This is a genomic window from Cryobacterium sp. TMT2-18-2, from assembly GCF_004402245.1.
GTDB classification, from domain to species: Bacteria; Actinomycetota; Actinomycetes; order Actinomycetales; family Microbacteriaceae; genus Cryobacterium; species Cryobacterium sandaracinum.
Genome location: NZ_SOFU01000039.1, coordinates 15198 through 40920, shown reverse-complemented (window position 1 = coordinate 40920; position 25723 = coordinate 15198). Strand labels below are relative to the sequence as shown.

Genomic DNA, 25723 nt, shown 5'->3' with positions numbered 1-25723 from the left:
GCACACCATGCGCGTATCGGCGCAGCACGAGCGCAGCGCTCTTGCGCCAGCGCCCGGTGCCCGCCGCCTGCCGCCCGCCGCCCGCCGCCCGCCGCCCGCGCGGGGCTACGCGGCATCCGCTAATCTGACGGGGTGAAGATTCTGGTCCTCGGTTCAGGTGCCCGCGAGCACGCCATCATCACCGCGCTGCTCCGCGAGGAGCCGCGCCACGACATCGTGGCGGCGCCGGGCAATGCCGGCATTGCCCGGGATGTGCCGGTGATTCCGCTCGACCCGGCCGACCCCGAGCAGGTCACGAACTACGCGAACCTCAACGGCATCGAGCTCGTCGTGGTGGGGCCGGAGGCGCCGCTCGTCGCCGGAGTCGCCGATGCGCTGCGCACCCGGGGCATCCCGGTATTCGGTCCGGACCGGGCCGCGGCAGCTCTCGAAGGCAGCAAAACCTTCGCCAAACGCATCATGGATGCTGCGGGCGTGCCCACCGGACGCGCCGAACGCGCCGGGTCGCTCGCCGAAGCCACGTCCGCACTCGACGAGTTCGGGGCGCCCTACGTGGTCAAGGCCGATGGTCTCGCCGCCGGCAAGGGCGTGCTCGTCACCGTGGACCGTACGGCCGCGATCAACCACGCCATCTACTGGCTTCAGCACGGCAGCGTGCTGATCGAAGAATTCCTGGACGGGCAGGAGGTCTCCCTCTTCCTGCTCAGCGACGGCCACAGCGTGCTGCCGCTCTCCCCCGCCCAGGACTACAAACGCCTCCGCGACGGCGACCTCGGCCCGAACACCGGCGGCATGGGCGCCTATTCGCCGCTGCCCTGGCTCGACGCCGAATTCGGCAGTGAACAGGCTTTCGTAGACGAGGTCATCGAAACGATCGCGCTGCCAACGGTGCGCCAGCTCGCCGCCGAGGACACCCCCTTCATCGGTCTGCTCTACTGCGGCCTCATTCTCACGACCGAGGGCATCCGGGTGATCGAATTCAACGCCCGGTTCGGCGACCCGGAGACCCAGGTGGTTCTGCCGCGCCTGGTCACGCCACTGTCGGGTCTGCTGCTCGCGGCCTCCACCGGCGGCCTCGGCGGCCTGGCCCGCCCGGTATTCTCGGCTGACGCCTGCGTCACGGTCGTGCTCGCGAGCGAGAACTATCCCGATGAGCCGGTCACCGGACGCGCTTTCACCGGGCTGGCCGCGGCATCCGCTGTGCCCGGCGTCAGTATTGCGCATGCGGCGACGGCCGCCGTCGACGACACCCTCGTGTCCACCGGCGGACGCGTGCTCAGCGTCGTCGCGGTCGGCGACGGCTTTACGGATGCCCGCGCCCGCGCCTACGAGGCCCTCACCCTGATCACGCTTGAGGGTTGCCAGTACCGCACCGACATCGCCGCCCGCGTCGCCGGTGTCGCCCGCCGAGCCCGCCGAGCCCGCCGAGCCCGCCGAGCCCGCTGAGCCCGCCGAGCCCGCCGAACCCTCGTATCACGGGCCCGGCTGAGCTGTCGCCGCCCGCCGTTTCCGTGGCCAACTCAGGAGATCCATTCGGCGAGCGCTGAGAACACCCGAAAACACCAGGCCGGACGACACCGGCAGCGCAAATCTCCTGAATTAGCCCCTCCCTCTGGGATCCTCGGCGCGGATGCGCGGCACGCCACGGGCGGTATGAGCCCGGTACGAGCCGGGCACGAGCCCGGTACGAGCCGGGCACGAGCCGGCCCCGCGTTGGCGCGGGCACCGGCCGGTGCGCAAGAATGTAGCCGTGACCGCACTAGACCAGCCCGCCGCATCCGCTCTGCCCGACCTGCCCGGATGGCGTCACGCCTACTCGGGCAAGGTGCGCGACCTCTACGTTCCGGATGCCGCGGCCGACCTCGCGACCGCCGCACGCGTGCTCGTGGTCGCCAGCGACCGCGTCAGCGCGTTCGACCACGTGCTCGAGCCCGGCATCCCGGGCAAGGGCGAACTGCTCACCACTCTCAGCCTCTGGTGGTTCGACCAGCTCGTGGGCTTCCCCAACCACCTCGTGCCGGACCACACCGTCAACGGGGCTGTGACCAGCCTGCTCCCATCCGCCGTTGTCGGGCGCGCCATGCTCTGCAAGACCCTCGACATGTTCCCGATCGAGTGCGTCGTGCGCGGGTACCTGACCGGATCGGGCTGGAAGGAATACCAGTCCACCCAGACGGTGTGCGGCATCCACCTGCCTGCCGATTTGCAGAACGGCGACCGCCTGCCCGAACCCATCTTTACCCCGGCGTGGAAGGCCCCGATGGGCGAGCACGATGAGAACATCTCGTTCGAGCGCACGGTGGAGCTGGTCGGGGACCCCGTTGCCGACGAGCTGCGCCGCCTGTCGCTGGAGATCTTCGGCCGCGCCTCGGCGATCGCCGAGAAAGCCGGGGTCATCCTGGCCGACACGAAATTCGAGTTCGGCGCCGACCGCGTCACGGGCGCCATCACGCTCGCCGACGAGGTGCTCACCAGCGACTCGAGCCGCTATTGGGACGCCTCGCTCTGGCAGTCCGGCACGACCCCGGAACAACGGATGGCCAGTTTCGACAAGCAGATTGTTCGCGACTGGCTCGCGGCCAACTGGGACCTGACCGGCATACCGCCGACGCTTCCGGCGGAGATCATCGAGCAGACCGCGGCCCGCTACCTGGAACTGCTGGCGCGGCTGACGCACGCAGCTTCCGCGGCCGGCGAGGCGTAGTCGAGGCGCTGTCAAGGCGAAGGCGTGGCGTAGGCGTGGCGTAGGCGCGGTCGCGGTGCCCGCGTATCTGCGCGGGCACCGCACCGTCGCTGCGCTTCCCCGCAACTGGGCGTGCCGTCGCGCGGCGTCGCAGCCGGGCGGCCACGGGCCGCAAACTGATACGCTCCGGCCATGCGAATCAAGATGTGCAGCGTCCACGTGAACGATCCCTCCGCCGCGTTCGACTTCTACACGTCCGTGCTCGGATTCGAGAAGCTGATGTCCATGCCGGAGCACCAGCTGTACATCGTGAAGTCCCCGGAAGACCCCGACGGGGTCGGCCTCCTCCTCGAGCCGAGTGACAACAAGGTCTCCCAGAAGTACGCTCAGGGCATCCGCGGCCTCGGGCTGCCGGCCATCGTGTTCGGCACACCGGATGTGCAGGCCGAGTACGAGCGACTCCGCACCCTGGGCGTTCAGTTCGCCGGCGCCCCCAGCACGGATGCGTACGGCACCTCCGTCATCTTCGACGACACCTGCGGCAACTTGATCCAGCTCCACGAAGACGAGCAGTAGCGAGCGCCCGGACTGCCGGGTCGCGTTCTGCGCTCCGACCCGCTTCCAGCTCCCGACTCCCCCTCCAACTCCGTCTCCCCCTCCAACTCCGTCTCCCGACTCCACTCCGTCTCCCCCTCCACTCCGACTCCCGACTCCAACGCGTGGCTAACTCAGGAGATCCCGACCCAGTCCGTCCCCGGGGGCACTGTTTCCGCGGCGGATGGCGTCCGATCGCGACCGTGCCGCCAGATCTCCTGAGTTAGCCCCCCACCGCTCGGCGCACGACCGGAATACCGGGCCCGGGTCATCCGTTGGGGCAAGTGTGAATCGATTTGCGAACGACCTGTTGCCCGCATCCACCGGCATGGGCGCGGTGACCCTGCGCGTGGGCGACCTCGATGCCATGATCACGTATTACCGCGACGCGGTGACCCTCGAGCTGCAGAGCCACGAGGGGCCGGTCGCCGTGCTCGGGCGCGGAACCACACCGATCGTTGTTCTGCAGCACGCCCCGGAGCTGACCGCCGCCGAGCCCCGCTCGAGCGGGCTGTTCCACACCGCCATCCTCTTCGACACCCAGGCGCAGCTCGCCGCGGCCGTCTACTCGGTGGGCACAACGCATCCGGGATCGTTCACCGGCAGTGCCGATCACCTGGTCAGCCAGGCCTTCTACTTCACCGACCCGGAGGGCAACGGCATCGAGCTGTACTGGGACCGCGACCGCACCGAGTGGAGCTGGGCCCACGGCCAGGTCGAGATGGCCACCCTCTACCTCGACCCCAACGCCTTCATCGGCGAGCACCTGACCCGGGACGGCCAGGCGCATCCGGCGGTCGGCAACGCCATCGTCGGGCACGTGCACCTTTCCGTCGGCGACGTGGGCACGGCCCGCGAGTTCTACGTGGACCGCCTCGGCTTCGAGGCGACCGCGACCCTCGGCGGCCAGGCCCTGTTCGTCTCGGCCGGCGGCTACCACCACCACATGGCCATGAACACCTGGAACAGCGCCGGCGCCGGCAAGCGCCGACTGGCCCTCGGGCTCGGCGAGGTCGATATCATCCTGCCGGGCACCGACGACATCGGTGCCCTCAACGAACGGATGTCCCACTTCGGTGTGCAGACCCGTCACGACGGGCAGACCCTCGGCTTCGACGACCCGTGGGGCAACCAGATCGTGGTGCGCACGAAGTAGCCCGCGGGCCCGCACGGCGTCAGGTCACGGCGTCAGCGCGGCGCACCCCGCCGACAAAGAACGCAGAGGTCCTATGCGCCGGCTCCCGGGGCAGCGTCGGCTCCCGGTGCCGCACCCGTGCCGCGGGAGGCCGCCCTGGTGGCACGACGGCTCAGGCCGTGCACGGCCGCCTGGTATTCCTTGGCTCCCAGCGGACGTCCCGGCAGCTTGGGCCGGCCTCGGTCGACGGCCCGCAGCCCGTCGAGCACGATCGACAGCTGGCGCCGCCACTGGCCGGTGTAACCGCCGCCGAGGGTGCCGAGCGAGCCCACCATGGTGACGAGGACCGCGAGGTCGACCGCATCGACATCCGTTCGGAGGTCGCCGTCGCGTTTGGCCTGCGTGACGAGGGCCGACAACACCGCTTTGAACGAGGCCGCTTTGCCGCGCGCCGGGTCGACCGTCTCCATGCGCTTGAGGATGGGCGGCAGCGACGGGTCGGCGACGAGCCACTCGGCGACGCGTTCGGTGTAGACGACGATGCCGTCCCACGCGGTGGGGGCGGCCACGATCTCGTCGCGCACCGAGGCCAGCTCGGCGAGGGAGATGTCGTGCAGGGCCCTGACGAGGTCATCCCGAGTGGAAAAATTGCGGTACAGCGTGGCCACGCCCACGTCGGCGCGGCGGGCGATCTCCTCCAGCGAAGCGTCAACGCCGTGCACCGCGATCAGCGCCCGCGCCTCGACGAGGAGACGCTCACGGTTCTGCCGGGCGTCACGCCGTCGAGGCTGCGCCCCATCCTGCGGGGTCGATTCGGGCGAAGTCATGACCCTGAGTCTAGGTCCCGAACCTTGGCATCGCGGAGGCTCACCTCCACGCCCCCCTGGCAGGTGCCAACTGGTTGCGCCGAACCGGCACTGTCTTGCAGACTGCAGTCAGCACCCGAACGAAACGGAGCACCATGTCGGTCGAGCACAACACCCGCGAGTTCGATCCCGAGATCGTGACGGATTTCCGGGAGCGGATGAGTTACGGCTCCTACCTCGATCTGGACACCCTGCTCGGCGCGCAGAAGCCGGTCAGCTCACCCGAGCACCACGACGAGCTTCTGTTCATCATCCAGCACCAGACCACTGAGCTCTGGCTGAAGCTCGTGCTGCACGAGCTGCGCGCCGCGACCGCGTTCCTCCGCCAGGACCAGATCGCCCCGGCCCTCAAATGCATCGCCCGGGTCAAGCACATCCAGCGCACCCTGACCGAGCAGTGGTCGGTGCTGGCCACGCTCACGCCCAGCGAATACGCCGAGTTCCGGCATTTCCTGGGCAACTCGTCCGGGTTCCAGTCGTATCAATACCGGGCCGTCGAGTTCGCGCTCGGCAACAAGAACAGGCGCATGCTGAGCGTGTTCGAGAGCGACCCGGATGCTCACGCGCTCCTCTCCGAGATGCTCGCGGCCCCCAGCATCTATGACGAGTTTTTGCGCTACCTGCACCGGCAGGGGTTCGCTATCCCGGCATCCGTGCTGGAGCGCGACGTCACGAAGGCGTGGGTGCTGCATCCGGAACTCGTGGCCACCTTCCGCAGGATCTACGAGAACGCGGGCGAGCACTGGGGTGCCTACGAGGCCTGCGAGGAACTCGTCGACCTGGAGGACAACTTCCAGCTCTGGCGGTTCCGTCACCTCAAGACCGTGCAGCGCATCATCGGCATGAAGACCGGTACCGGTGGGTCGAGCGGGGCCGCGTTCCTGCAGAAGGCGCTCGAGCTGACCTTCTTCCCCGAGTTGTTCGCCGTGCGCACCGAACTCGGCACATGAGGCACGGATGACCGGCGGCCTGCCAGGCGGACCGGTGCCGGGCGGATCGGTGCCGGGCGGATCGGTGCCGGGCGGATCGGTGCCGGGCAGGACGGTCGGCAGGACCGTGCTCCCGGGCTTCCTCGATGCGCATGTGCACCTCGCGCTGATCGATCCGGCCCCGCTCACCGCGGGCGGCATCGCGCGCGTGCTCGACCTCGGCGGGTGGAGGCCGCCGAGGTCGACGCTTCCGGTCGAGTCCGACCCGTGGGCTCGACCTGGGCGGGTGGAGGTGGGCACGGGAGAGCCCCAGCGGGCGGGGCGTCCCGCGAGCGCGCTCCTGCCCGAGACCGTGTTCGCGGGGCAGTTCCTCGCCGCGCCGGGCGGCTACCCGAGCGAACGGTCCTGGGCCCCGGCAGGCAGCGTGCGCTTCGTGGCCCAGGCAACGGATGCCGCGGCCGCCGTCGACGACCAGCTGGCGCTCGGGGCATCCGTGATCAAGGTCACGCTGAACGGCGACGCCGGGCCAGTGCTGCCGCGCGCGGTTCTCGCGGCCATAGTCGGGCACGCCCACGATCGCGGGGCCCCCGTTCTCGCCCACGCCGAGGGGGCCGGCCAGGCGCTTCGCGCGTTCGAGGCCGGGGTGGACGCCCTGGCGCACACGCCGTTCAGCGAGCGGCTGGGCGACGAGGTGATTGCGGCCATGGCCGGGCGGATGGCCTGGATCAGCACCCTCGACATCCACGGCTGGGGCGAGCCGACCGACGATTTCGATCGCGCGGTCGACAATCTGCGCCGCTTCCACCGGGCCGGCGGACAGGTGCTCTACGGCACCGACCTCGGCAACGGCCCGCTGCCGGTCGGGCTGAACCGGCGGGAGATCACCGCGCTGCTCGGCGCCGGCCTGAGCGGCGCCGACGTGCTGCGGAGCCTGACCATGGGAAACCTCGGTGGCTTCCGGACCGTGCTGCGCGGCCCAACGGGCACCGAGCGCCTGGTCACGGTGCTGTGTGGCGAGCGCCCGGCCGACCCGGCCGCGTTCAGCGCCTGGCTCGGCACCGCCCGGGCGATCAGCCCGGCCGACCTCGGCGACCTCGGCGACCTCGACCCGCGGAATTCCTGAGCGCACCCCCGACCGCATCCACCACCGCACGGCCGTCCGCGCTTCCCGCAGTCGCGCGGCCACCCGCGCGGGTGGGATACTTCCAGCGCGGCACGGTGTCGGCGAGTCCCCGGGAAGCGCGCATCGCTGCGCGATGGCTGCCCATCATCCGTTCGACCTCGAGGAATCCAGATGACCCCCCACACCGACACCAGCCCCGCCGGCAACGGCAGCCAGGATGCCCAGCTCGCCTTCGCCCGCCGGATGGACCGCATCGACGGGCTCGGGCACTACCGGCGGCAGTTCGTCGGCATCGAACCCGACAGCGCGACCGGTGCGGTCGGCGTGACCGGGCACACCCCGAGCCTCGTCGCCTACCTCGACGGCAACTCCCTCGGCCGGCCCACCCGGGCCAGCGTGGCCCGCATCACCGAGTTCCTCACCCACGACTGGGGCACCCGCCTGATCCGCGGCTGGGACGAGGCCTGGCTGGACCTTCCGCTGAAAATCGGCGACGACATCGGCCGCGCCGCCCTCGGGGCCGCGCCCGGCCAGGTCTTCGTCGGCGACTCGACCACCGTGCTGCTCTACAAGTTGGCGCGGGCGGCCGTCGACTACCTCCGCGTCGACGTGGAACCGACGCGTACCGAGATCGTGCTGGACACCGACAACTTCCCCACCGACCGCTACCTGCTCGAGGGCATCGCGGCCGAACGTGGCATGACGCTGCACTGGATCCACTCCGACCCCGCGAGCGGCGTCACAGTGGAGCAGGTGCGGCAGGCCGTGGGCCCGCAGACGGCGCTCGTGCTGCTCAGCCACGTGGCCTACCGATCCGGCTTCCTTGCCGATATGCGCGAGATCACCACGGTAGTGCACGCCGCGGGCGGCCTCGTGCTCTGGGACCTCAGCCACTCGGTCGGCTCCGTGGTGGTCGAACTCGACCTGTGCGACGTGGATCTGGCCGTCGGCTGCTCCTACAAATACCTGAACGGTGGCCCCGGCGCCCCCGCGTTCGCCTACGTGCGCAGCGACCTGCAAGACGTTCTCACCCAGCCGATTCAGGGCTGGATGGGAACGAAGGATGTCTTCACGATGGGCCCGGGGTATGTGCCGGCCGACGGCATCCGTCGTTTCATGAGCGGAACCCCGCCGATCGTGGGAATGCTGGCCATGCAGGATTCGCTCGCGATGATCGAGGAGGCCGGCATCGACCAGGTGCGCGCCAAGTCGGTGGCGCTGACCGAGTTCGCGCTGACCCTCGTGGATGCCTGGCTTGCTCCGATGGGCGTGACTGTGTCGTCGCCGCGAGAGCCCACGCACCGCGGCGGTCACGTGACCGTGAACCACCCCGCTATGAGGCAGGTGACGCAGATCCTGTGGGAGCACGATGTGATCCCCGATTTCCGCACGCCCGATGCACTGCGCATCGGCCTGTCCCCGCTGAGCACAAGCTTTGTCGAGACCTTCGAGGGCCTCGCGGCGATCCGGGACGTGCTGCGCGGTCTGCTGCTCGGGCAGAGCGGGCTTGCCGGCGGAGCCAACGGTGGTCTCGGCACCGGCCTGGCCGGTGCGCTCGGCGGCCTGGGTGTCGGCCTGTAGAATCGTGGGATCCACCCCTCGATGCCTCCGGAGTGAGCTATGCCAACAATCGTCGTAGAAGTTATGCCCAAGGCCGAGCTGCTCGACCCGCAGGGGAAGGCCGTCGCCGGCGCCCTGGGTCGCCTCGGAAAGACCCGTTTCACCAGCGTTCGCCTGGGCAAGCGGTTTGAGCTCACCATCGACGGCCACGTCGACGACGCCGTGCTCGCCGAAGTGCGGGAACTCGCCGACACCGTGCTGTCCAACACGGTGATCGAGGATGTCGTCGGCATCCACGTGCTGGAGGCACCCGCCGGAGAGACGCACTGATGCGTATCGGCGTCGTCACGTTCCCCGGTTCGCTCGACGATCGCGACGCCGCGCGCGCGATCCGTCTGGCCGGCGCCGAGCCCGTCGCCCTCTGGCACGGCGAGCACGACCTGCACGGCGTGGACGCGCTCGTACTGCCCGGCGGCTTCAGCTACGGCGACTACCTGCGCTGCGGCGCCATCGCGAGCCTCTCTCCGATCATGGCCGAGGTCATCAGCGCGGCCAACAGCGGCATGCCCGTGCTCGGTGTCTGCAACGGCTTCCAGATGCTAACCGAGGCGCACCTGCTGGAGGGTGGCTTGATCCGCAACGACCACGGCTCGTTCATCTGCCGCGACCAGAGATTGCGCGTCGAGAACGCCCTCACCGACTGGACCGGTGGTTTCGCTGCCGGCCAGGAGATCACCATCCCGCTCAAGAACGGCGAGGGCGGCTTCATCGCCTCCGCCGACACGCTCGAGCGCCTCGAGGGCGAGGGCCGCGTGGTTGTGCGCTACGTCGGCATGAACCCGAACGGCTCGCTCAACGACATCGCCGGCATTAGCAACATGCGCGGCAACGTCGTCGGCCTGATGCCGCACCCCGAGCACGCGGTCGAGCCCGGCTTCGGCCCCGACACCGTCGACGCCATGCGCAGCGGCACCGACGGGATCACCTTCTTCACCTCCGTGATCGAACGGATGCTCGTCAGCGCGTAGCAGCATCCGCTCGCCGTGCGGGTAGGGAGCGTGACGTAGGTGGAGCGCGGCAGGGGGCAGCCGGGCTAGCCTGTCAGGATGACGTCTATCAGTGGTGTGCGCGTGGGTGCCGCTGTCCGAGGGATGCCGCCCGGCTACTTCGCGTTGGTCATGGCCACGGGAATCATCTCGGTCGGGATGAACCTGATCGGCGTCCAGACGCTCAGTTTCGTTCTCATGGTCGTGTGCGCTGCGGCCTACGTGATTCTCGTGGCTCTCACCGGGTGGCGGTTCGTCGCCTACCGCTCGGCCTTCCTTGCGGACATGCACGATCCGCATCGCGGATTCCAGTTCTTCACGTTCGTCGCCGGCACCAACGTCCTGGCTGCCCGCCTGGCCATCGAGGGCTGGTTCGGCACGGCGACGGTCCTCCTCGGAGTATCCGGAATCACCTGGCTGCTGCTCGGCTACGCCCTCCCCTGGTTCGCGGTCCTGGGCCGCAGCGAGCGCCCCGTGCTCAACGCCGCGAACGGGACCTGGTTCATCTGGGTCGTCGCCAGCCAGTCGGTCGCCGTCGTGGCGGCCTCGTTGGAGCCCGTGGCGGGCGATGCCCGAGCGCTGCTCGCCGTCCTCGCGATCCTGTCCTGGTCGGTGGGCATCTTCCTCTACGGCGCCGCGGGTGTCTTCGTCTCCTTGCGGCTGGTGCTCTACGAAATCCGGCCCGAGCAGTTGGACCCGCCCTACTGGGTGTCCATGGGTGCCTGCGCGATCACGGTGCTGGCCGGCGCACGGATCGTCGAAATGGCGGACGCACCGATGGTGACCGCGACCCGAGGGCTCGTTGCGGGCGTCTCCGTCATGTTCTGGGCGTTCGCCACCTGGCTCATCCCCGTGCTGATCGCGGTGGGATACTGGCGTCACGTCAAGCACCGGGTGCCGCTGCGCTACGAAGCGACGCTGTGGAGCATCGCGTTCCCCGTGGGGATGTACGCGGTCGCCGGAATCTACCTGGGCCAGGCCGATGACCTTCCGCTGGTCGGACGGATCGGGACCGTCGCCCTCTGGGTGGCCCTCGTCGTGTGGCTGGCCATCTTCACCGCCATGCTCCGCCAGCCGCTGAAGGCAGGCGGTCCACTGCGCGGCGCCCCTGACCAGCTGCACCTGGCCGCCGAGTCGGCAGTCAGCGACGAACCGACCGTCACCGACGGATCGAGAAAGTGAGAACTGAACCGTGCAGAAAATCTCGATCGAGGCGTTCGCCCGTGAACATCTGAAGGCGGCCGCCGCCGGCACAAGTGGTCGCGCAGCCGGAACGGTCTTCGGCGGCCATGAGAAGGTGATGCGTCAAACCGTCATCGCACTGCTGGCCGGGGTCTCCCTGAGCGAGCATGAGAATCCGGGTGAGGCCACCATCCTGGTCCTCAGCGGCCGCGTGCGGCTGAGGGCCGGCGACGACGTCTGGGAAGCACGCACCGGTGATTTCCTGATCGTCCCGGACTCACGCCACAGCCTCGAGGCGGACGAGGACTCCACGGTCCTGATGTCCGTGGCCAAGAAAAGCTAGAACGACAAATAAGTGCCCAGGTGACTCCTCTCGCCGAGATCAGGCCATCAGGCGATCAGGCAATCCGGTGATCAGGCGATGATCGTCCACGGGTTCTCGATCAGACGGGTCAGCGTCTGCAGGAACTGTGCGGCCACGGCCCCGTCGATGATCCGGTGGTCCGCTGACAGGGTGTAGCGCATCCGGTGCCGGGCGACGATATCATCCCCGACCACGACCGCCTCGCGGGCGGTGCCGCCGACGGCCAGGATCGCCCCTTCGGGCGGGTTGATGATCGCGGTGAACTGCTCCACCCCGAACATGCCGAGGTTGCTGATCGTGAACGTCCCACCCGACATCTGGCCGGCCGTGAGCTTCTTGGCGTTGGCCAGGCCGACAAGCTGCTTGGCCTCCGTACCGAGCTGGCTGACTGTCTTCTGGTCCGCGTCCTCGATCACGGGAACCACGAGGCCGTTGCCCGAGGCGACGGCCACACCGATGTTGACGCGGTGGTGCACCAGCATCTCGCCGCTCGCGTCGTCGATGTAGGACGCGTTGACCTCGGGGTGCTCGCGCAGGGCGAGCGCGCTCGCCCTGATCAGTAGGTCGTTGATGCTCACCTTCGGCCGACCGGCCTGAACCAGTTGCGCGTTCAACTCGGTGCGCAGCTGCACCAGGTTCTCGGCATCGGCCGCACCGGTGACGAAGAAGTGCGGAATGGTGCGGGCGCTCTCGCCCAGCCGCCGCGCGATGATGCGGCGCATGTTGCTGAGCGGGATGGCCTCGGACGCGCGCTTGTCGACGGTGTCCGGTGAGGTTGTGGCGGCTGCCGCGCTCGGAGCGACGACGGGTGTGCTGGGGGCGGCGGAGTCGGCGGCGGGCGCGGTCGCCTGGGCGAGCAGCGCGTCGGTGTCCGAACGGATGATGCGGCCGCCGGGTCCCGTGCCGCGCACCTGGCTCAGGTCGAGGTGGTGTTCCCGTGCGAGCTTGCGCACCAGCGGAGACGCGAAGAGACGCTCACCGTTCCCGGCGGCAGTCCCATCGGCAGTGTCGTCGGTCGGAGCAGGTGCCGGTGCGGCCTCGGCCGCGGGGGCAGCTTCGGTCGCCGGAGCAGCCGCCGGTGCGTCGGCAGCGGTGGCCGGCGTCGCCGCGGGTGCGGGCGCGGCGCCCGCCTTGCCATCGTCCAGCAGCGCGATCGGCACGCCGATGGAGACCAGCTTTCCCTCGGCCACGAGGTGCTCGGACAGGGTGCCGGCCTCGTAGGCCTCGTACTCCATCGTCGCCTTGTCGGTCTCGATCTCGACGAGCAGGTCCCCGACCTCGACCCGGTCACCGGGCTGCTTGTGCCAGATGGCGATGGCGCCTTCCTCCATGGTGTCGGAGAGGCGGGGCATTGTGATTTCGATCATGATTTTTCACCCATCGGGTAGCGGCGGCGACCGACGGCGTCGAGGGTCTGACGGATGGCGCCGATGACGTCCTCCGCCGACGGCAACGCGGCCGTCTCCAGTGGTTTTGAGTACGGCAGGGGCACCTCGGCCATGGCGACGCGGCGCACGGGCGCGTCCAGGTAGTCGAAGGCGCCATCGGAGATCGAGGCCGCAATCTCGGCGCCGATTCCATAGGTCAGCCAGTCATCCTCGAGGATGACGGCGGCGTGAGTCTTCTTGACGGACTCCACGACCGTTTCGCGGTCCAGCGGACGCAGACTGCGCAGGTCGATGACCTCGATGTTGAGGCCGTCCGATTCCGCGAGCTGCGCCGCGACCTGAGACGCGACGTGGGCCATCCGTGAATAGCCGATCAGGGTGATGTCGCTCCCCGTGCGGGTGACGGCGGCCTTGCCGATTTCGGCCGGCACGTCACCGTCGGGCACCTCGCCCTTGACGTTGTAGAGCGACAGGTTTTCCAGGAAGAGCACGGGGTCATCGTCCCGGATCGCCGCGATCAGAAGCGCCTTGGCGTCGGCCGGTGTGCTGGGTGCGACGACCTTCATTCCGGGGACGAAGGCGTAGAAGAGCTCGATGTTCTGCGAGTGGGTCGCACCCAGTTGCTGTCCGCCGCCACCCGGCGTACGGATGACGAGGGGCACCCGGGCCTGTCCACCGAACATGCCGTAGATCTTGGCGGCGTGGTTCACGATCTGGTCGAGCGCGAGCAGGGAGAAGTTGATGGTCATGATCTCGACCACGGGGCGGAGCCCGAGCATCGCGGCGCCGATGGCGGCACCGGTGAAACCCTCTTCGGCGATCGAGGTGTCCCGCACGCGTTTCTCGCCGAACTCATCGAGCATGCCCGCGGTGATCTTGTACGCGCCTTCGAAGAGGCCGATCTCCTCACCCATCAGGAACACATTCTCGTCCCGCAGCATCTCGGAACGCAGCGTGTCGTGCAGTGCCTGGCGATAGGTCATGATGCTCATTGGTTGACTCCGTAGTCGGGGATCGGTGCCGGCTCGAACAGAGGCTGCCCGGGCAACCGATGGGAGTCATTGGCCACGGCTGTGGCGTAGGTGTAGTCGAACAGGGTCGACACATCCGGGAACGGGCTGTTCTCGGCGAACGCCGCCGCCTCGGTTGCCTGACGGGATACTTCCTCGTCGATCTTTGCCAGTTCCTGCTCGTCGAGCAGACCGTCCGCGACCAGCTTGTCGGCGAAGGTGTGCACCGGGTCTCGTTCCTTGACCAGGGACATCTCCTCGTCGGAGCGGTACTTGGCCGGGTCGACGACGGAGTGCCCACGCAGTCGTTCCGTCACGACCTCGAGCAGGAAGGGCTTACCGCTGCGAGCCTGAGCAACGGCACGCTGGGCGGCCTCGAACACGGCGACGGGATCGAGCCCATCGACGCGTTCCGACGCCATCCGGTACGCGGATGCGCGCTTGTAGAGGTCCGGCTCGGCCGACGCCTTGTCGACCGTCGTGGCCATTCCCAGCCTGTTGTTGATGATGACGTAGACGATCGGAAGGTTCCAGAGAGACGCGATGTTCAGAGACTCGTGGAATGCTCCGATGTTCGTAGTGCCATCGCCCATCGTGCACAGCACGATCTCGTCGCCGTCGCGGTAGTCGATGGCCAGGGCGGCCCCCGTCGCCAGCGGGATCTGGCCGCCGACGATGCCGTAGCCGCCCAGCATCCGCTTCTCGAGGTCGAACATGTGCATCGAGCCGCCCCACCCCTTGGACACCCCGTCGGCACGGCCGTACAGTTCGGCCATCACCCGGTTGGGGTGGATGCCGCGGGTGATCGCGTAGCCATGCTCGCGGTAGTTGGTGAAGAGGTAGTCGCTCGGGCGCAGCGCGGACATGAGCCCGACGACCGCTGCCTCCTCGCCGAGATTCAGGTGGCAGTAGCCGCCGATCAGCGCTTGCGTGTAGGCCCGTGCGGCTCGTTCTTCAAACCGGCGGATGAGCATCATCTGGCGGTAGAACCCGGTCAAGAGTTCCCGGTCGGCCGGGGAGACGTCGGGTTTGGCGTTCGGGGTCGGTTGGCCCGAAGTGGTTGATGGTCGGGACTTGGTCGCCACGGATGTACGCGTTCGAGTGGTCATGAAAGAACTCCCTGCTCGGCCTTCGTGAGGTCGGAGATCGAAGAGTCGCATCGAATTTAAATGATACGAATTAGTTTCATTCTACATCCGAGAGTACGTTTGCGTTTAACGTTTTTTCGAAGATCCGAAGGGCCGGCCATGGATTCAGCGACCCCAGCGAGCCCGGTTCGCAAGCGCGGCCGACCCACGGAGGCGGGGCGCGTCGAGCGTCGAGGCCAGATTCTCGACGCCGCGTTGCCGGTCTTCCTTGAATATGGCTTCGGCACGGCGACGGTGGACCGGATTGCCGCCGCGGCCCGCGTCACCAAGCGCACCATCTACACCTACTTCGGCAACAAGGATGGCGTCTTCACCGAGATGCAGCGACGCCTCGCCGCGAACGTCAGTGGCGAGCCTCTCCGTCCGGAGACGCTGGAATCACTCGCCGCGCGTATCGTGTACGGGTTGCACTCGGCTCAGATGATCGGACTGCACCGCCTTGTGATCGCCGAGTCGCTGCGTTTTCCCGAACTCGCCCGACGGCTGCACGACAACGGCGACATGCGCCACATCGCGCGCCTCGCGGACCACATTCGGGCCGAGCACGGCCAGGTGGCCGCTGCCCATGCCGAGCAGCTCTACGCACTGCTGCTGGGCGAGGACTACCGGAGGCGGCTGCTCGGGCTGCTGGAACCGGTGACCGCGGCCGAGGCCGCGGTCCACGCGCGGTCCGCGCTGGCCGTCATCCAGCTGACGACGGCGAGCCTCCCGTCCGGTGCCACATCGGCAACGGGTGCGCCGAGTCCGTGATGACGACCCGACCGTCGATCCTGCCCTGGCGCATCTCGCCGAGGACGTTGGCTCCTCGAGGCGGCCAGTGGCGACAGCCCACCGCAGTCAGGCCGCGATGCGCCTCAGCTGCAGCCGCTCGTGCTGCCACAGCTTTCGCACACGTAGCACGAACCGGACGGGCGCATGGCGGTGCCGCACGACATGCACAGCGGCGAATCCAGGCTGAGACCCTGCTGCGCCTCGAGCAGTTCCGCCGAGGAATGCACCGGCCGAGTCGCCACTACCGCCGGCCCGGCCGGAGGTAGCACCGGGCTCGGTTCCGCCGTTTCCGTTGCGTCATAGCCACCCGCATCGAGCTGCGAGACGCGTTCGGCGGTCGTAAAGATCCCCATCGCGGAGCGCGTGGCGTAGGGCAGGTGGTCCAGGGCCAGGCGGCGGAAAATGTAGTCCATCATCGACTGCGCCATCCGGATGTCCGGGTCATCGGTCATCCCCGCAGGTTCGAAGCGCAGGTTGGTGAACTTCTCGACGTAGGTCGGCAGCGGCACCCCGTACTGCAGGCCGATGGAGACCGCGATGGAGAACGCGTCCATGACCCCGGACAGAGTCGAGCCCTGCTTGCCCAACCGCAGGAAGATCTCGCCGAGTTCCGCGTTGGGGTACAACCCCGCCGTGAGATGTCCCTCGGCCCCGGCGACGGCGAAGGACGTGGTGATCGACGTGCGGGACTTCGGCAGGCGCCGGCGGATCGGAGGTGTCGCTGACTGCGCCGACAAGGGCTGCGCGACCGGCAGGGGGACCGGGTCGGCCTTGCCGTCCGACAGGGGCTGGCCGACCTTGCAGTTATCGCGGTAGATGGCCACCGCCTTAAGCCCGAGCTTCCAGCCCTGGAAGTAGACCTCCTCCACCGCGTCGACCGTGGCACTCTGCGGCAGGTTGACGGTCTTGGAGATGGCTCCGGAGAGGAACGGCTGAACCGCGGCCATCATGCGCACGTGGCCCATTGGCGCGATGGCCCGCTGACCCATGGCGCAGTCGAAGATCGCGTAGTGTTCCGGCTCGAGTCCGGGAGCGTCGACGACATGCCCGTGCAGGGCGATGTGTTCGACGATCGCCTCGACGGCCTCCTTCGGATACCCCAGGCCGCGCAGCGCGCGGGGGACGGTCTGGTTGACGATCTGCATCGAGCCGCCGCCCACCAGCTTCTTGAACTTCACCAGCGAGAAATCCGGTTCGATTCCCGTGGTATCGCAGTCCATCATGAAACCGATGGTGCCGGTTGGCGCGAGAAGGCTCGCCTGCGCGTTGCGCCAGCCCGACACCTCTCCGAGCGTGACGGCCTCGTGCCAGACGCCCAATGCCCGATCGTGGATTTCTCCGCTCATGCCATCCATTGAGTGCAGCGTGATGTCCGCTGTCGCGTGCTTCTGCATCACCCGGGTGTGGGCCTCCGCGTTCTGCGCGAAGCCCTCATAGGGGCCGACCACCCCGGCCAGCTCGGCGGACCGCCGGTAGGCGGTTCCCGTCATCAGGGAGGTGATCCCGGCGGCCAGGGACCGCCCGGACTCGGAATCGTAGGCGTGGCCGGTGGCCATCAGCAGGGCGCCGAGGTTGGCATAGCCGATGCCCAGCTGGCGGAACGCACGGGTCGTCTCGCCGATGGTCGCTGTGGGGTAGTGGGCGAAACAGATCGAGATGTCCATCGCCGTGATGATCAGCTCGACCGCTCGAACGAACGCATCGGTGTCGAACACGTCCTCCCCCGCGGTGTCGGTGCGGAGGAATGCGAGCAGGTTGAGGGAGGCCAGGTTGCACGACGAGTTGTCGAGCGACATGTACTCGGAGCAGGGATTCGACGCCGAGATCCGACCCGATTCGGGAGTGGTGTGCCAGTCGCTGATGGCGCCGTCGTACTGGATGCCCGGGTCGGCGCAGTCCCACGCCGCCTGGGCGAGCTGACGGAACAGGGCCGCGCCGCTCACCGACTCGATTTCGCTGCCGTCCTGGCGGGAGGTGAGGGAGAAGCTGGTGTCGTTCTCCACGGATCGCATGAACGCGTCGGTGACCCGAACCGTGTTGTTGGCGTTCTGGTACTGCACGCTGGCCAGGTCCTCGCCGCCGAGGTCCATGTCGTAGCCGGCGTCACGCAGAGCGCGGATCTTGCCTTCCTCCCGCGACTTGGCCTCGATGAATTGCACGATGTCGGGGTGGTCCACGTCGAGCACCACCATTTTCGCCGCCCGCCGGGTCGCCCCACCGGACTTGATCGTGCCGGCGCTGGCGTCGGCGCCACGCATGAACGAGACGGGCCCACTGGCGGTTCCGCCGGAGGAGAGCAGTTCCATGGAGGACCGCAGGTTGGACAGGTTCACTCCAGCCCCGGAGCCGCCCTTGAAGATCATCCCCTCATCGCGGTACCAGCCGAGAATGGATTCCATGGTGTCCTCGACGGCGAGGATGAAGCAGGCGCTGACCTGCTGCGGCGAGGGTGTCCCGACGTTGAACCACACCGGGGAGTTGAACGAGAAGACCTGGTGCAGCAGCAGCCAGGTCAGTTCCGCCCCGAATATCTCCGCGTCATCATCGCCGGCGAAATAGCCGTTCGCCGCCCCGGCAGCGACATACGCCCCGACCACCCGGTCGATCAGCTGCTTGAGGCTGGACTCCCGCTCGGACGACCCGACGGCCCCGCGGAAGTACTTCGTGCTGACGATGGTGGAGGCGTTCGCCGACCAGGTGTCCGGGAACTCGACGCCCGTCTGCTCGAAGACGGTTTCGCCGCTCTTCCAGTTCGTCTGCACGACGTCGCGGAGCTCCCAGACCACCTCGTCGTATGGGTGAACCCCGGCCGTGCTGAAGTGGCGCTCGATGGCCAGTCCGGCGCCGCGCGCGCCTTTCTTACTTCCGCCGGACCCGGCTTCGGCGTTCTGATTCCTGTTACTCACGTTCGCTCCCCATTCACGACACCCGAATTCAGGATCACTACCAGTGGGTGTCAACTACCTAGTGAACCACTACATGTAGTGATTTTGTTTTTTCGGCTTCGGCTCGGGCGTGTCCCGTGCGGGCAGTGCGGCGGAGAAGAAGGCCCGCCTCGCCGTGCGGCGCAGGGCTGCCAGCACGGGCCAGCCGATCAGTGCCACACCGCCGGCCAGCACGATGGCCCGCATCAGGTCCCAACCGAAAGAGGTTGCGATGCTGAAGCGGAAAAAGGTCGTCAGCGTCTCGCCGAGCGGAGCCCCCGGAACGAAGCTGAGCGCCGTGTCCGGCCCCAGGGTGAAGGGCCAGAACGACAGGTTCATCGCCTGCCCGTAGACGAATCCGCACAACGCCGCATAGAACGCGAGCACCACGATCTCGGTGCGTCCGCGCACCCGTGCGGGCAACAACCCGGCTCCCATCCCGATCCAGGACGCGGCGAGCATCTGAAACGGCAGCCACGGCCCGACCCCGCCCGTGAGGAGTGCCGACGCGAACAGGGTCGTCGACCCCAGCGCGAAGCCGAATCCCGGCCCGAAGACGCGCCCTCCGAGAATGATGAAGAAGAAGACGAATTCGATGCCGGCGCTGCCGGCCGAGAGCGGCCGCAGGTCGGCGCCGACACCGGAGAGCAACCCGAGGATCGCGATGGCCTTGACGTCGATCCCGCCGTCGCCGAGGGCGACCAGGACGGTCGCCATCACTCCGACAAGCACCGCGCCGAGAATCAGCGGAGCGCTCGCATTCCGCTCCAGGATGGTGCCCCGGCCCGCGAACAGCGGCCAGCCGAAGGCAAGAATCCCCACCAGGGACGCCAGCATCAGGGCTAGAGCCGTGCGCGGCGGCACCGGAAGCGCACGGCTGCCGGTGATCACCGGGCCACCATCAGGGCGCGACGCACGGCGTCGACCGTCAGCAGGGGCACCGGGCGCAGGATCTTCGCGACCTGGGGCGCGAAGCCGGGTGAGGCCGAGAGCACCTCGCGGGCGGAGCCGTCAGCGACGATCTCGCCGTGGGCCAGCACGACCACCCGGTCGGCGACCCCCGCCACGAATTCCACGTCGTGGCTGGACAGCAGCACGCTGCCTGCCGCCGCCGCACGGTCTGCGATCTCGGCGGCCACCCGCCCCTTCGTCGCGTAGTCGAGTCCCCGGGTCGGTTCGTCCAGCAACAGGATGCGCGGGGACACGGCCGACTGGATCGCCAGCACCAGCGCCAGGCGCTGCCCCTCGGACAGGTCCCGGGGATGCCGGCCCGGCGGGATTCCGGGGGCCAGCCGCCTCAGAATGGCCGCGGTCGCACCCGGGACCGCGGCACCCTGCCGATCCGAGTCTGCGCACTCCGCCGCCACCGTGTCGAGGTAGAGCAGGTCGGCCGGCACCTGCGGCACCAAGGCGATCTGCCTCCGCGCCAGATCCGCCCGCAGCGTCGCCGGGCCGACGGCCCCGGCCGTCCCGCCGGCCGGCGGCCGAGGCCACCGGAACGCGCGGATCGGGGGTGTCCCGGCCGGGAGCCGCCCCTCGGGCAGAGCGATCTGCACCGTTCCGCCGGCTCGCCGTCCGGCCCCCTGCAACGCCCAGAGCAGCGACGACTTGCCGGAACCGTTCCGACCCATCACCGCGACGACCTCACCGGCCCGCAGGGACAGGTCAACACCGTCGAGGGCCGGGATCGCCCCATACCGCACCCGGAGTCCGCGGGCGGAGAGAATGACCGTGCCCGTCGGTTCCGGTGGTGCGGCGGGCGGGGACGCCGCGCTCCCCTGCAGCCGTGCCCGCAGGGCCTCTGCCTGACGGCGCGCATCCCGCACCGACACCGGATCCCAGCCCATCAGACGTCCGAGCTCGATCACCGGAGGGGCGATCGGGGAGGATGCCAGCACCTTTGCCGTGGGGCCGTGCGTGGCGGTCCCGTCCGGATGGAGACAGATCGCGGAATCCGCGAACTGGGCGACGCGCTCGAGGCGGTGCTCAGCGAGCAGAACCGTCATGCCGACATCCTGAACCAGCCGGCTGATCGCCGCGAGCACCTCTTCGGCGGCCGTCGGGTCGAGCGCCGAGGTGGGTTCGTCCAGCACCAGGACGCGGGGGTGGCTGGTCATCACCGCACCGAGCGCGACCCGTTGCTGCTCACCACCCGACAGGTCGGCGAGGGCACGTCCGCGCAGCGGTTCCAGGCCGAGCAGGTCGACGATCTCCTCGACGCGTTTGCGCGTCACGGCGCCGGGCAGACCGAGCTGTTCCATGCCATAGGCGAGTTCTTCGTCCACCGTGTCGGTCACGAATCCCGCCGCGGGGTCCTGGCCGACGACACCGACGAGATCAGCGAGATCGCGCGGGCGGTGCAGCCGGGTGTCACGGTCGTCCACCGTGACCGTGCCCTGCAGCAGGCCGCCCGTGAAGTGCGGCGCGGGCCCGTTCACCAGTTGCAGCAGGGTCGACTTGCCGGATCCCGTCGGGCCGACCACGAGGCACAACTCGCCCTCCGGGATGGTGAGGTCGAGGCGGTTCAACGCCGGTTCCGGGGCGTCGGGGTAGGTGAACGTGACCCCGTCGAGCCGGATCATCGCACGGACCGTGGTGCGAGTGCGGCCGGCATCGCCGCGATGGCGGCGAGGAGGATCGGCATCAGCCAGCCCAGCAGATATACACCCGCAACCGGTCGATTCCCGCTGCCGGCCGCGACGGTCACGAGAACGGCCCCGGTGATCCCGGATGCCGCGACGAGGCTCTCCTGCGCCCGCCAGGGATCCGGCCGGTAGCGGGTGTGCCGGATCCGGTGCGACGCCACGATCGAACCCGCGACCGCCACCACGGCGCTGACCGCGAGCAGCGGCAGTCCCAGCCGGCTCGGCGCGGTCCCGTCCAGCAGCACGTAGGTGCCCACCACGGCGCCGAGCAGGGCAACGAGCATCAGCGGCAGCACCACCCGGCTCCCCCGGCCGGGCACCGAGCGCGCATAACCGCGGGAGTCCATCGACGCGGCCAGGGCGAGCACCCGGTCCAGGGCATCCTGCAACACCGGCATCCTGGGGGCGAGCGCCGCGCGCATCCCGCGCGGGCGGTGGCCGCGCAACGAACGGGCACGCTGCACGCGTCGCCACGAGCCCACGAGTTGGGGTGCGAGCGTCACCGCGATGACAACCGCGGTGCCGAGCTGGTGCAGGGCCGCCGGCAGACTCCGCAGAGCCCGCTTGGGGTTGGCCAGGGCGTTCGCGGCCCCGATGCAGATGATCAGTGCCGCCAGCTGGAAGCCGGTGAAGGCCGCAGACAGCAGGCCGGGAAGCGAGACGGGGCCCAGCAACTGGATGCCGCCGGCCCACCGGGGAAGCGGGATCCGCGGCAGGGCGATGATCGTCGGGTCTCCCGTCTTGAGGCCCACGAGCACATGGAAAGCGACCCGGACCAGCACGATCACCGCCCCCAGAACCAGATAGGCGGGAAAGGCCCTGGCCCAGGGGGACTCATCCCGGCAGGAGAAGACGACGACCACGGCGGCGGCCACGATCAACCCGACCAACCAGGCGTCTTCGGTGCGCGTCGTGGCCAGCGCGAGGCCGAGCGCCCACACCCACCACGCCATCGGGTGCAGGGCAACGCTCACGGCTGGGCCTGAGCCTTCCGGCGACGCACGAACAGCACGATCGCGGCGGCGATCAGCAGGAGCAGGGATGCGGACGCAACGGCCGTGATCACCAGGCCGTCTCCCTGAGACGACTCCTCCTGCGAGCTCCCCGAGGCCTCGGTTTCCACCTCGGCCGGCGGACCCTGTTCCGTGGCGGTGCCGCTGCCGGGTCCGACCGAGCCGTCGTTGTAGCGCCACCCCTCGACCTCGCCCCGCACGGGGGCACTGGCGTCCGCACCGACGAGGTAGCTGGTCCACGCGTCCCCCGGCTGCGCGTGCCAGTACGACCAGAACGATCCGTCAAAGGTCGTCGGGCACGGGTCAGGCAGGCTGTCGATCGCGCAGATCATGCCGGGTGCGGAGTCCTGGGCCGTGAAGCCGGCCGAGGACAGCGCGTCGCGACCGGTCTCAGGGTCGCCCGGTGCGCATCCCGTCGTCGTCGTGCCGCCCAGATCGCTGGAATCGACGACGACGGTGACTCCGGTGCCGGCGGCGCACGCGTCGGCGCGGCTCTGGGCGTTCGCCGAGACCGAGGGTGACGCCAACACCACCAGGCCGGTGGTGGCGATCGTCAGGAGGATTCCGGCGAAGGTTCGGAAGTGTGCGCGGGCCGTCATTGCGGGCCTTTCCTGCAGTTCGCGATGAAAGCCCGAACTGTTCCTCGACCTTGCGGCGCGCGAAACGCGCGACGCGAGGAGGTCTCGCGAATCTGAGCCCCGTGTCGCAACCACGTCGATAGGGGTGGTGATGTTCCGTGCGTGGGCGACCTTCAACCGGTGGCCAGACGCCTCGCGTGCCGAGGGCAGACAGCCCCCACCGGTACGCGAATGCATGAAACGATGGAATCGTCCGGAGCTAGTCCAGCGACTTCGTCAGCCTAGTCCGGCGATCAACGGAAGGCCACGAAATGGCAAGAATCTACACCAGGACCGGCGACGCCGGCAGCACCGGGATGCTTCACGGCGGCAGGGTCTCCAAGGGTGATGAACTCATGGACGCGGTCGGCGATATCGACGAAGCGGTGTCGGCCCTCGGCATCGCGCGGGCGGGCTGCGCCGAGCCCGAGCATGCCGCGATCCTGTTCCGGGTGCAGCGCGATTTATTCGTCGTCGCAGCCGATCTGGCCGCCAACCCGGAGCGCCGCGACCGCCTCGTCCCGCGCATATCGCAGGTCGTTCCCGAAATGGTCACGGAGCTGGAGGAACTCATCGACGGGCTCGTCGCCGCCCGGCCGCTGCGCCCGGTCTTCCTGATCCCCGGGTCGACGCCCACCGAGGCCGCCATCGACCTGTCCAGAACGGTCGTGCGGCGAGCCGAGCGGCACACGGTCCGGGCCGGAGCGGCCGGTCACTTGGTCAGCGATGACGTCTTCCACTACCTCAACCGGCTGTCCGACCTGCTCTACGTGCTCGCCCGGCACTCGGCGGGCCCTGAGGCAGAGCCCGCCAGCCACGACTAGGGACAACCGGAATCGGATCCCGTCCTGCCTGCTTCCTGCTCTGAGGACACCGTGGCTGAGGACACCGTGGCTCAGGACACCGTGGCCGTCGCCGGAGGAGCCGGCAGGCGAGGCGACGGCCTGCGCCGAGCACCCCAGGTTCGCCGCCATCCGGCACGGTCGAGGCCGGGTGCCGCCGACAGTCCTCCCGGCGGGACCGTGTGCGATCGGGCGGACGGCCGTGCGCTGACGTCGGTGAACTCCGGGACCGCAATTTCGTGGTCGATGACCGCACCGTCGGCGATGAAAGCCCCGCGGCCGATGTCCGTGTTACTGGCCAGGCGCGCCTCGTTTCCGACAATCGCATCGGCCCCGACATGCACGTTCGCGCCGACGAAGACCCGCGCTCCGATGATCGCCCCGTGGTCGATCCAGCTCCCCTGCCCGATCCACGATTCAGGCCCGACCTGGGCGTCACTCTCCACATACGTTGCGCTCGACACGTAGGCGCTCGGGTTCACCTGGGCGCCGGGCGACACCAGTCCACGCCCGTTCTCGTGACGCCGGTACTTCGTCACTTCGCCCTTCTCGAGTTCCACTTCCACACTCATTCTGGCCACTAGCAGTCTCCTCGATCTCATCGTTCGATTTATTAAAAGGATAACTCTGCTTTTAATAACCTGTCGAGGAAAGTTTCCCGGCGCTCACGGCGCGGGCGCCGCAGCGGCCCGCCCGAGTCATCCGTCGATGTCGCCAAGGCTAGACGGCGCTAGACGGCTCCCACAGGTTGATGCCCATGTCGACGGCGTGCTCGTCGACCGCCGCGATCTCGGCGTCGGTGAACGCAAGGTTGTCGATCGCGGCGATGTTCGTCTCCAACTGCTTCACCGAGGAGGCGCCGACCAGCGCCGTGGTGACGGTTTCGCGTCGCAGCACCCACGACAGGGCGAGCTGGGCGAGCGACTGACTGCGGGCATCCGCGATCTCGGTCAGGGCACGGATGCGCCCCACCGTCTGGTCGTTCACCATGTCGCGGCTCATCGAGCCGGCCTGCGAGGCGCGGGACCCCTCGGGCACCCCGTTCAGGTAGCGGTCGGTGAGCAGCCCCTGCGCCAGCGGGGAGAAGGCGATGCAGCCGACGCCGAGGTCGTCGAGGGTGTCGAGCAGTCCGTCTTCGACCCAGCGGTTGAACATCGAGTACGAGGGCTGGTGGATCAGCAGCGGCGTGCCCATCTCGGCCAGGATCGCGGCGGCCTGCCGGGTGCGCTCGGGCGAGTACGAGGAGATGCCGGCGTACAGCGCCCGACCGCTCGTGACGGCCGTGTGCAGCGCGCCCATCGTCTCCTCGAGCGGGGTGTCCGGGTCGGCCCGATGGGAGTAGAAGATGTCGACGTAGTCCAGGCCCATGCGGCCGAGGGACGCGTCGAGGCTCGAGAGCAGGTACTTGCGGGAACCCCACGAGCCGTACGGGCCCGACCACATGCCGTAGCCGGCCTTGGTCGAGATGACCAGCTCGTCGCGGTGCGAGGCGAAATCCTGCGCGAGGTGCACGCCGAAGTTGCTCTCGGAGCTGCCCTTGGGCGGGCCGTAGTTGTTGGCCAGGTCGAAGTGGGTGACGCCCAGGTCGAAGGCGCGGCGCAGGATGGCGCGCTGTGTCTCCATCGGTGCGGTGCCGCCGAAATTCTGCCAGAGGCCCAGCGAGATCGCGGGAAGTTTGAGGCCGCTGCGCCCGGTGCGGCGGTAGGGCATGGAGTCGTAGCGGGTGTCTGCGGGAAGGTACGTCATCCCTTCAGACTCGCACAGTCGGCTGGGCGGTCCTCTGCCCCACTGATCCGTCGTGTCATCCGATCGACCGATGCGCGGCTCCGCCGCAACCCTGCGAAGATCGAAGCTCCCCCTTTTTTTCGTCCCGTTCCCCACCC

At 68.8% G+C, this 25723-nt stretch carries 24 protein-coding genes; 13 read left to right on the top strand and 11 right to left on the bottom strand.

Annotation, left to right across the window (positions count from 1 at the left end):
* The first annotated feature begins 132 nt into the window (after nucleotides 1-132).
* From purD to E3O22_RS14695, 4 genes are all read left to right on the top strand, one after another.
* Nucleotides 133-1446 (top strand): phosphoribosylamine--glycine ligase, encoded by a 1314-nt coding sequence (gene purD, locus E3O22_RS14715; protein ID WP_134395944.1) that lies wholly within the window; start codon nucleotides 133-135, stop codon nucleotides 1444-1446.
* Nucleotides 1447-1783: 337 nt separating this feature from the next.
* Nucleotides 1784-2704, top strand: coding sequence for a phosphoribosylaminoimidazolesuccinocarboxamide synthase (locus E3O22_RS14705; protein ID WP_134395949.1), 921 nt, complete (start codon nucleotides 1784-1786; stop codon nucleotides 2702-2704).
* Between the two features lie 171 nt (nucleotides 2705-2875).
* Nucleotides 2876-3259 carry a VOC family protein gene (locus tag E3O22_RS14700; protein ID WP_134395942.1) on the top strand — a complete coding sequence of 128 codons (384 nt, stop codon included), beginning with the start codon at nucleotides 2876-2878 and terminating at the stop codon, nucleotides 3257-3259.
* 346 nt (nucleotides 3260-3605) lie between these two features.
* A complete protein-coding gene (locus tag E3O22_RS14695) occupies nucleotides 3606-4433 on the top strand; it encodes a VOC family protein (RefSeq protein WP_134395948.1) in 828 nt (275 codons plus the stop codon).
* Between the two features lie 71 nt (nucleotides 4434-4504).
* Here E3O22_RS14695 and E3O22_RS14690 read toward each other — a convergent pair whose 3' ends face one another.
* A complete protein-coding gene (locus E3O22_RS14690; protein ID WP_134395941.1) occupies nucleotides 4505-5239 on the bottom strand; it encodes a TetR/AcrR family transcriptional regulator in 735 nt (244 codons plus the stop codon).
* Nucleotides 5240-5373: 134 nt separating this feature from the next.
* Between E3O22_RS14690 and kynA the strand changes: the two genes are divergently transcribed.
* The 7 genes from kynA (at nucleotide 5374) to E3O22_RS14655 (ending at nucleotide 11461) form a co-directional block, all read left to right on the top strand.
* Nucleotides 5374-6228, top strand: a complete 855-nt coding sequence (gene kynA, locus E3O22_RS14685; protein ID WP_134395940.1) for a tryptophan 2,3-dioxygenase — start codon at nucleotides 5374-5376, stop codon at nucleotides 6226-6228.
* Between the two features lie 7 nt (nucleotides 6229-6235).
* Entirely contained in the window at nucleotides 6236-7330 is a 1095-nt protein-coding gene (locus E3O22_RS14680; RefSeq protein WP_134395939.1) for an amidohydrolase, read from the top strand.
* A gap of 171 nt (nucleotides 7331-7501) precedes the next feature.
* Nucleotides 7502-8911, top strand: a complete 1410-nt coding sequence (locus tag E3O22_RS14675) for a kynureninase (protein WP_134395938.1) — start codon at nucleotides 7502-7504, stop codon at nucleotides 8909-8911.
* A 39-nt stretch (nucleotides 8912-8950) separates the two neighbouring features.
* Complete coding sequence (purS, locus tag E3O22_RS14670) at nucleotides 8951-9220, top strand: phosphoribosylformylglycinamidine synthase subunit PurS (protein ID WP_134395937.1); 270 nt, start codon at nucleotides 8951-8953, stop codon at nucleotides 9218-9220.
* Nucleotides 9220-9918: a phosphoribosylformylglycinamidine synthase subunit PurQ gene (purQ, locus tag E3O22_RS14665; protein WP_134395936.1), complete on the top strand. Its 699-nt coding sequence runs from the start codon at nucleotides 9220-9222 to the stop codon at nucleotides 9916-9918. The genes purS and purQ overlap by 1 nt, the downstream gene beginning before the upstream one ends.
* A 78-nt stretch (nucleotides 9919-9996) precedes the next feature.
* Nucleotides 9997-11118: a tellurite resistance/C4-dicarboxylate transporter family protein gene (locus E3O22_RS14660; RefSeq protein ID WP_134395935.1), complete on the top strand. Its 1122-nt coding sequence runs from the start codon at nucleotides 9997-9999 to the stop codon at nucleotides 11116-11118.
* A gap of 10 nt (nucleotides 11119-11128) precedes the next feature.
* A complete protein-coding gene (locus E3O22_RS14655; protein WP_134395934.1) occupies nucleotides 11129-11461 on the top strand; it encodes a cupin domain-containing protein in 333 nt (110 codons plus the stop codon).
* A gap of 71 nt (nucleotides 11462-11532) precedes the next feature.
* Here the strand turns inward: E3O22_RS14655 and E3O22_RS14650 are convergent, their stop codons facing one another.
* The 3 genes from E3O22_RS14650 to pdhA are packed head-to-tail and all read right to left on the bottom strand — an operon-like array spanning nucleotide 11533 to nucleotide 14989.
* Nucleotides 11533-12849 (bottom strand): dihydrolipoamide acetyltransferase family protein, encoded by a 1317-nt coding sequence (locus E3O22_RS14650; protein ID WP_174722069.1) that lies wholly within the window; start codon nucleotides 12847-12849, stop codon nucleotides 11533-11535.
* Entirely contained in the window at nucleotides 12846-13862 is a 1017-nt protein-coding gene (locus tag E3O22_RS14645) for an alpha-ketoacid dehydrogenase subunit beta (protein ID WP_134395933.1), read from the bottom strand. The genes E3O22_RS14650 and E3O22_RS14645 overlap by 4 nt, the downstream gene beginning before the upstream one ends.
* The gene (pdhA, locus tag E3O22_RS14640; RefSeq protein ID WP_134395932.1) at nucleotides 13859-14989 is read right to left on the bottom strand and encodes a pyruvate dehydrogenase (acetyl-transferring) E1 component subunit alpha; all 1131 of its coding nucleotides are present in this window, start codon (nucleotides 14987-14989) and stop codon (nucleotides 13859-13861) included. Before pdhA ends, E3O22_RS14645 begins: the two co-directional genes overlap by 4 nt.
* 138 nt (nucleotides 14990-15127) lie before the next feature.
* Here pdhA and E3O22_RS14635 point away from each other — a divergent pair, with 138 nt between their 5' ends.
* Nucleotides 15128-15778, top strand: a complete 651-nt coding sequence (locus E3O22_RS14635; protein ID WP_134395931.1) for a TetR/AcrR family transcriptional regulator — start codon at nucleotides 15128-15130, stop codon at nucleotides 15776-15778.
* A 104-nt stretch (nucleotides 15779-15882) separates the two neighbouring features.
* Here E3O22_RS14635 and E3O22_RS14630 read toward each other — a convergent pair whose 3' ends face one another.
* From E3O22_RS14630 to E3O22_RS14610, 5 genes are all read right to left on the bottom strand, one after another.
* Nucleotides 15883-18705, bottom strand: a complete 2823-nt coding sequence (locus E3O22_RS14630; protein ID WP_134395930.1) for a vitamin B12-dependent ribonucleotide reductase — start codon at nucleotides 18703-18705, stop codon at nucleotides 15883-15885.
* Nucleotides 18706-18774: 69 nt separating this feature from the next.
* Nucleotides 18775-19614 carry an ECF transporter S component gene (locus tag E3O22_RS14625; RefSeq protein ID WP_241976675.1) on the bottom strand — a complete coding sequence of 280 codons (840 nt, stop codon included), beginning with the start codon at nucleotides 19612-19614 and terminating at the stop codon, nucleotides 18775-18777.
* Nucleotides 19611-21305, bottom strand: a complete 1695-nt coding sequence (locus E3O22_RS14620) for an ABC transporter ATP-binding protein (protein WP_134395929.1) — start codon at nucleotides 21303-21305, stop codon at nucleotides 19611-19613. The genes E3O22_RS14625 and E3O22_RS14620 overlap by 4 nt, the downstream gene beginning before the upstream one ends.
* Entirely contained in the window at nucleotides 21302-22342 is a 1041-nt protein-coding gene (locus E3O22_RS14615; RefSeq protein WP_134395928.1) for an energy-coupling factor transporter transmembrane protein EcfT, read from the bottom strand. Before E3O22_RS14615 ends, E3O22_RS14620 begins: the two co-directional genes overlap by 4 nt.
* On the bottom strand, nucleotides 22339-22980 hold the full coding sequence (locus tag E3O22_RS14610) for a hypothetical protein (RefSeq protein WP_134395927.1): 642 nt from the start codon (nucleotides 22978-22980) through the stop codon (nucleotides 22339-22341). The genes E3O22_RS14615 and E3O22_RS14610 overlap by 4 nt, the downstream gene beginning before the upstream one ends.
* Nucleotides 22981-23270: 290 nt before the next feature.
* Here E3O22_RS14610 and E3O22_RS14605 point away from each other — a divergent pair, with 290 nt between their 5' ends.
* Nucleotides 23271-23822 (top strand): cob(I)yrinic acid a,c-diamide adenosyltransferase, encoded by a 552-nt coding sequence (locus E3O22_RS14605; RefSeq protein ID WP_134395926.1) that lies wholly within the window; start codon nucleotides 23271-23273, stop codon nucleotides 23820-23822.
* A gap of 71 nt (nucleotides 23823-23893) precedes the next feature.
* On the opposite strand, the gene E3O22_RS14600 is transcribed toward E3O22_RS14605, so the two are convergent.
* Both E3O22_RS14600 and mgrA read right to left on the bottom strand, forming a co-directional pair.
* Nucleotides 23894-24412, bottom strand: a complete 519-nt coding sequence (locus tag E3O22_RS14600) for a hypothetical protein (protein ID WP_241976676.1) — start codon at nucleotides 24410-24412, stop codon at nucleotides 23894-23896.
* Nucleotides 24413-24560: 148 nt separating this feature from the next.
* Entirely contained in the window at nucleotides 24561-25586 is a 1026-nt protein-coding gene (gene mgrA / locus E3O22_RS14595; protein ID WP_134395924.1) for an L-glyceraldehyde 3-phosphate reductase, read from the bottom strand.
* Between the last annotated feature and the right edge of the window lie 137 nt (nucleotides 25587-25723).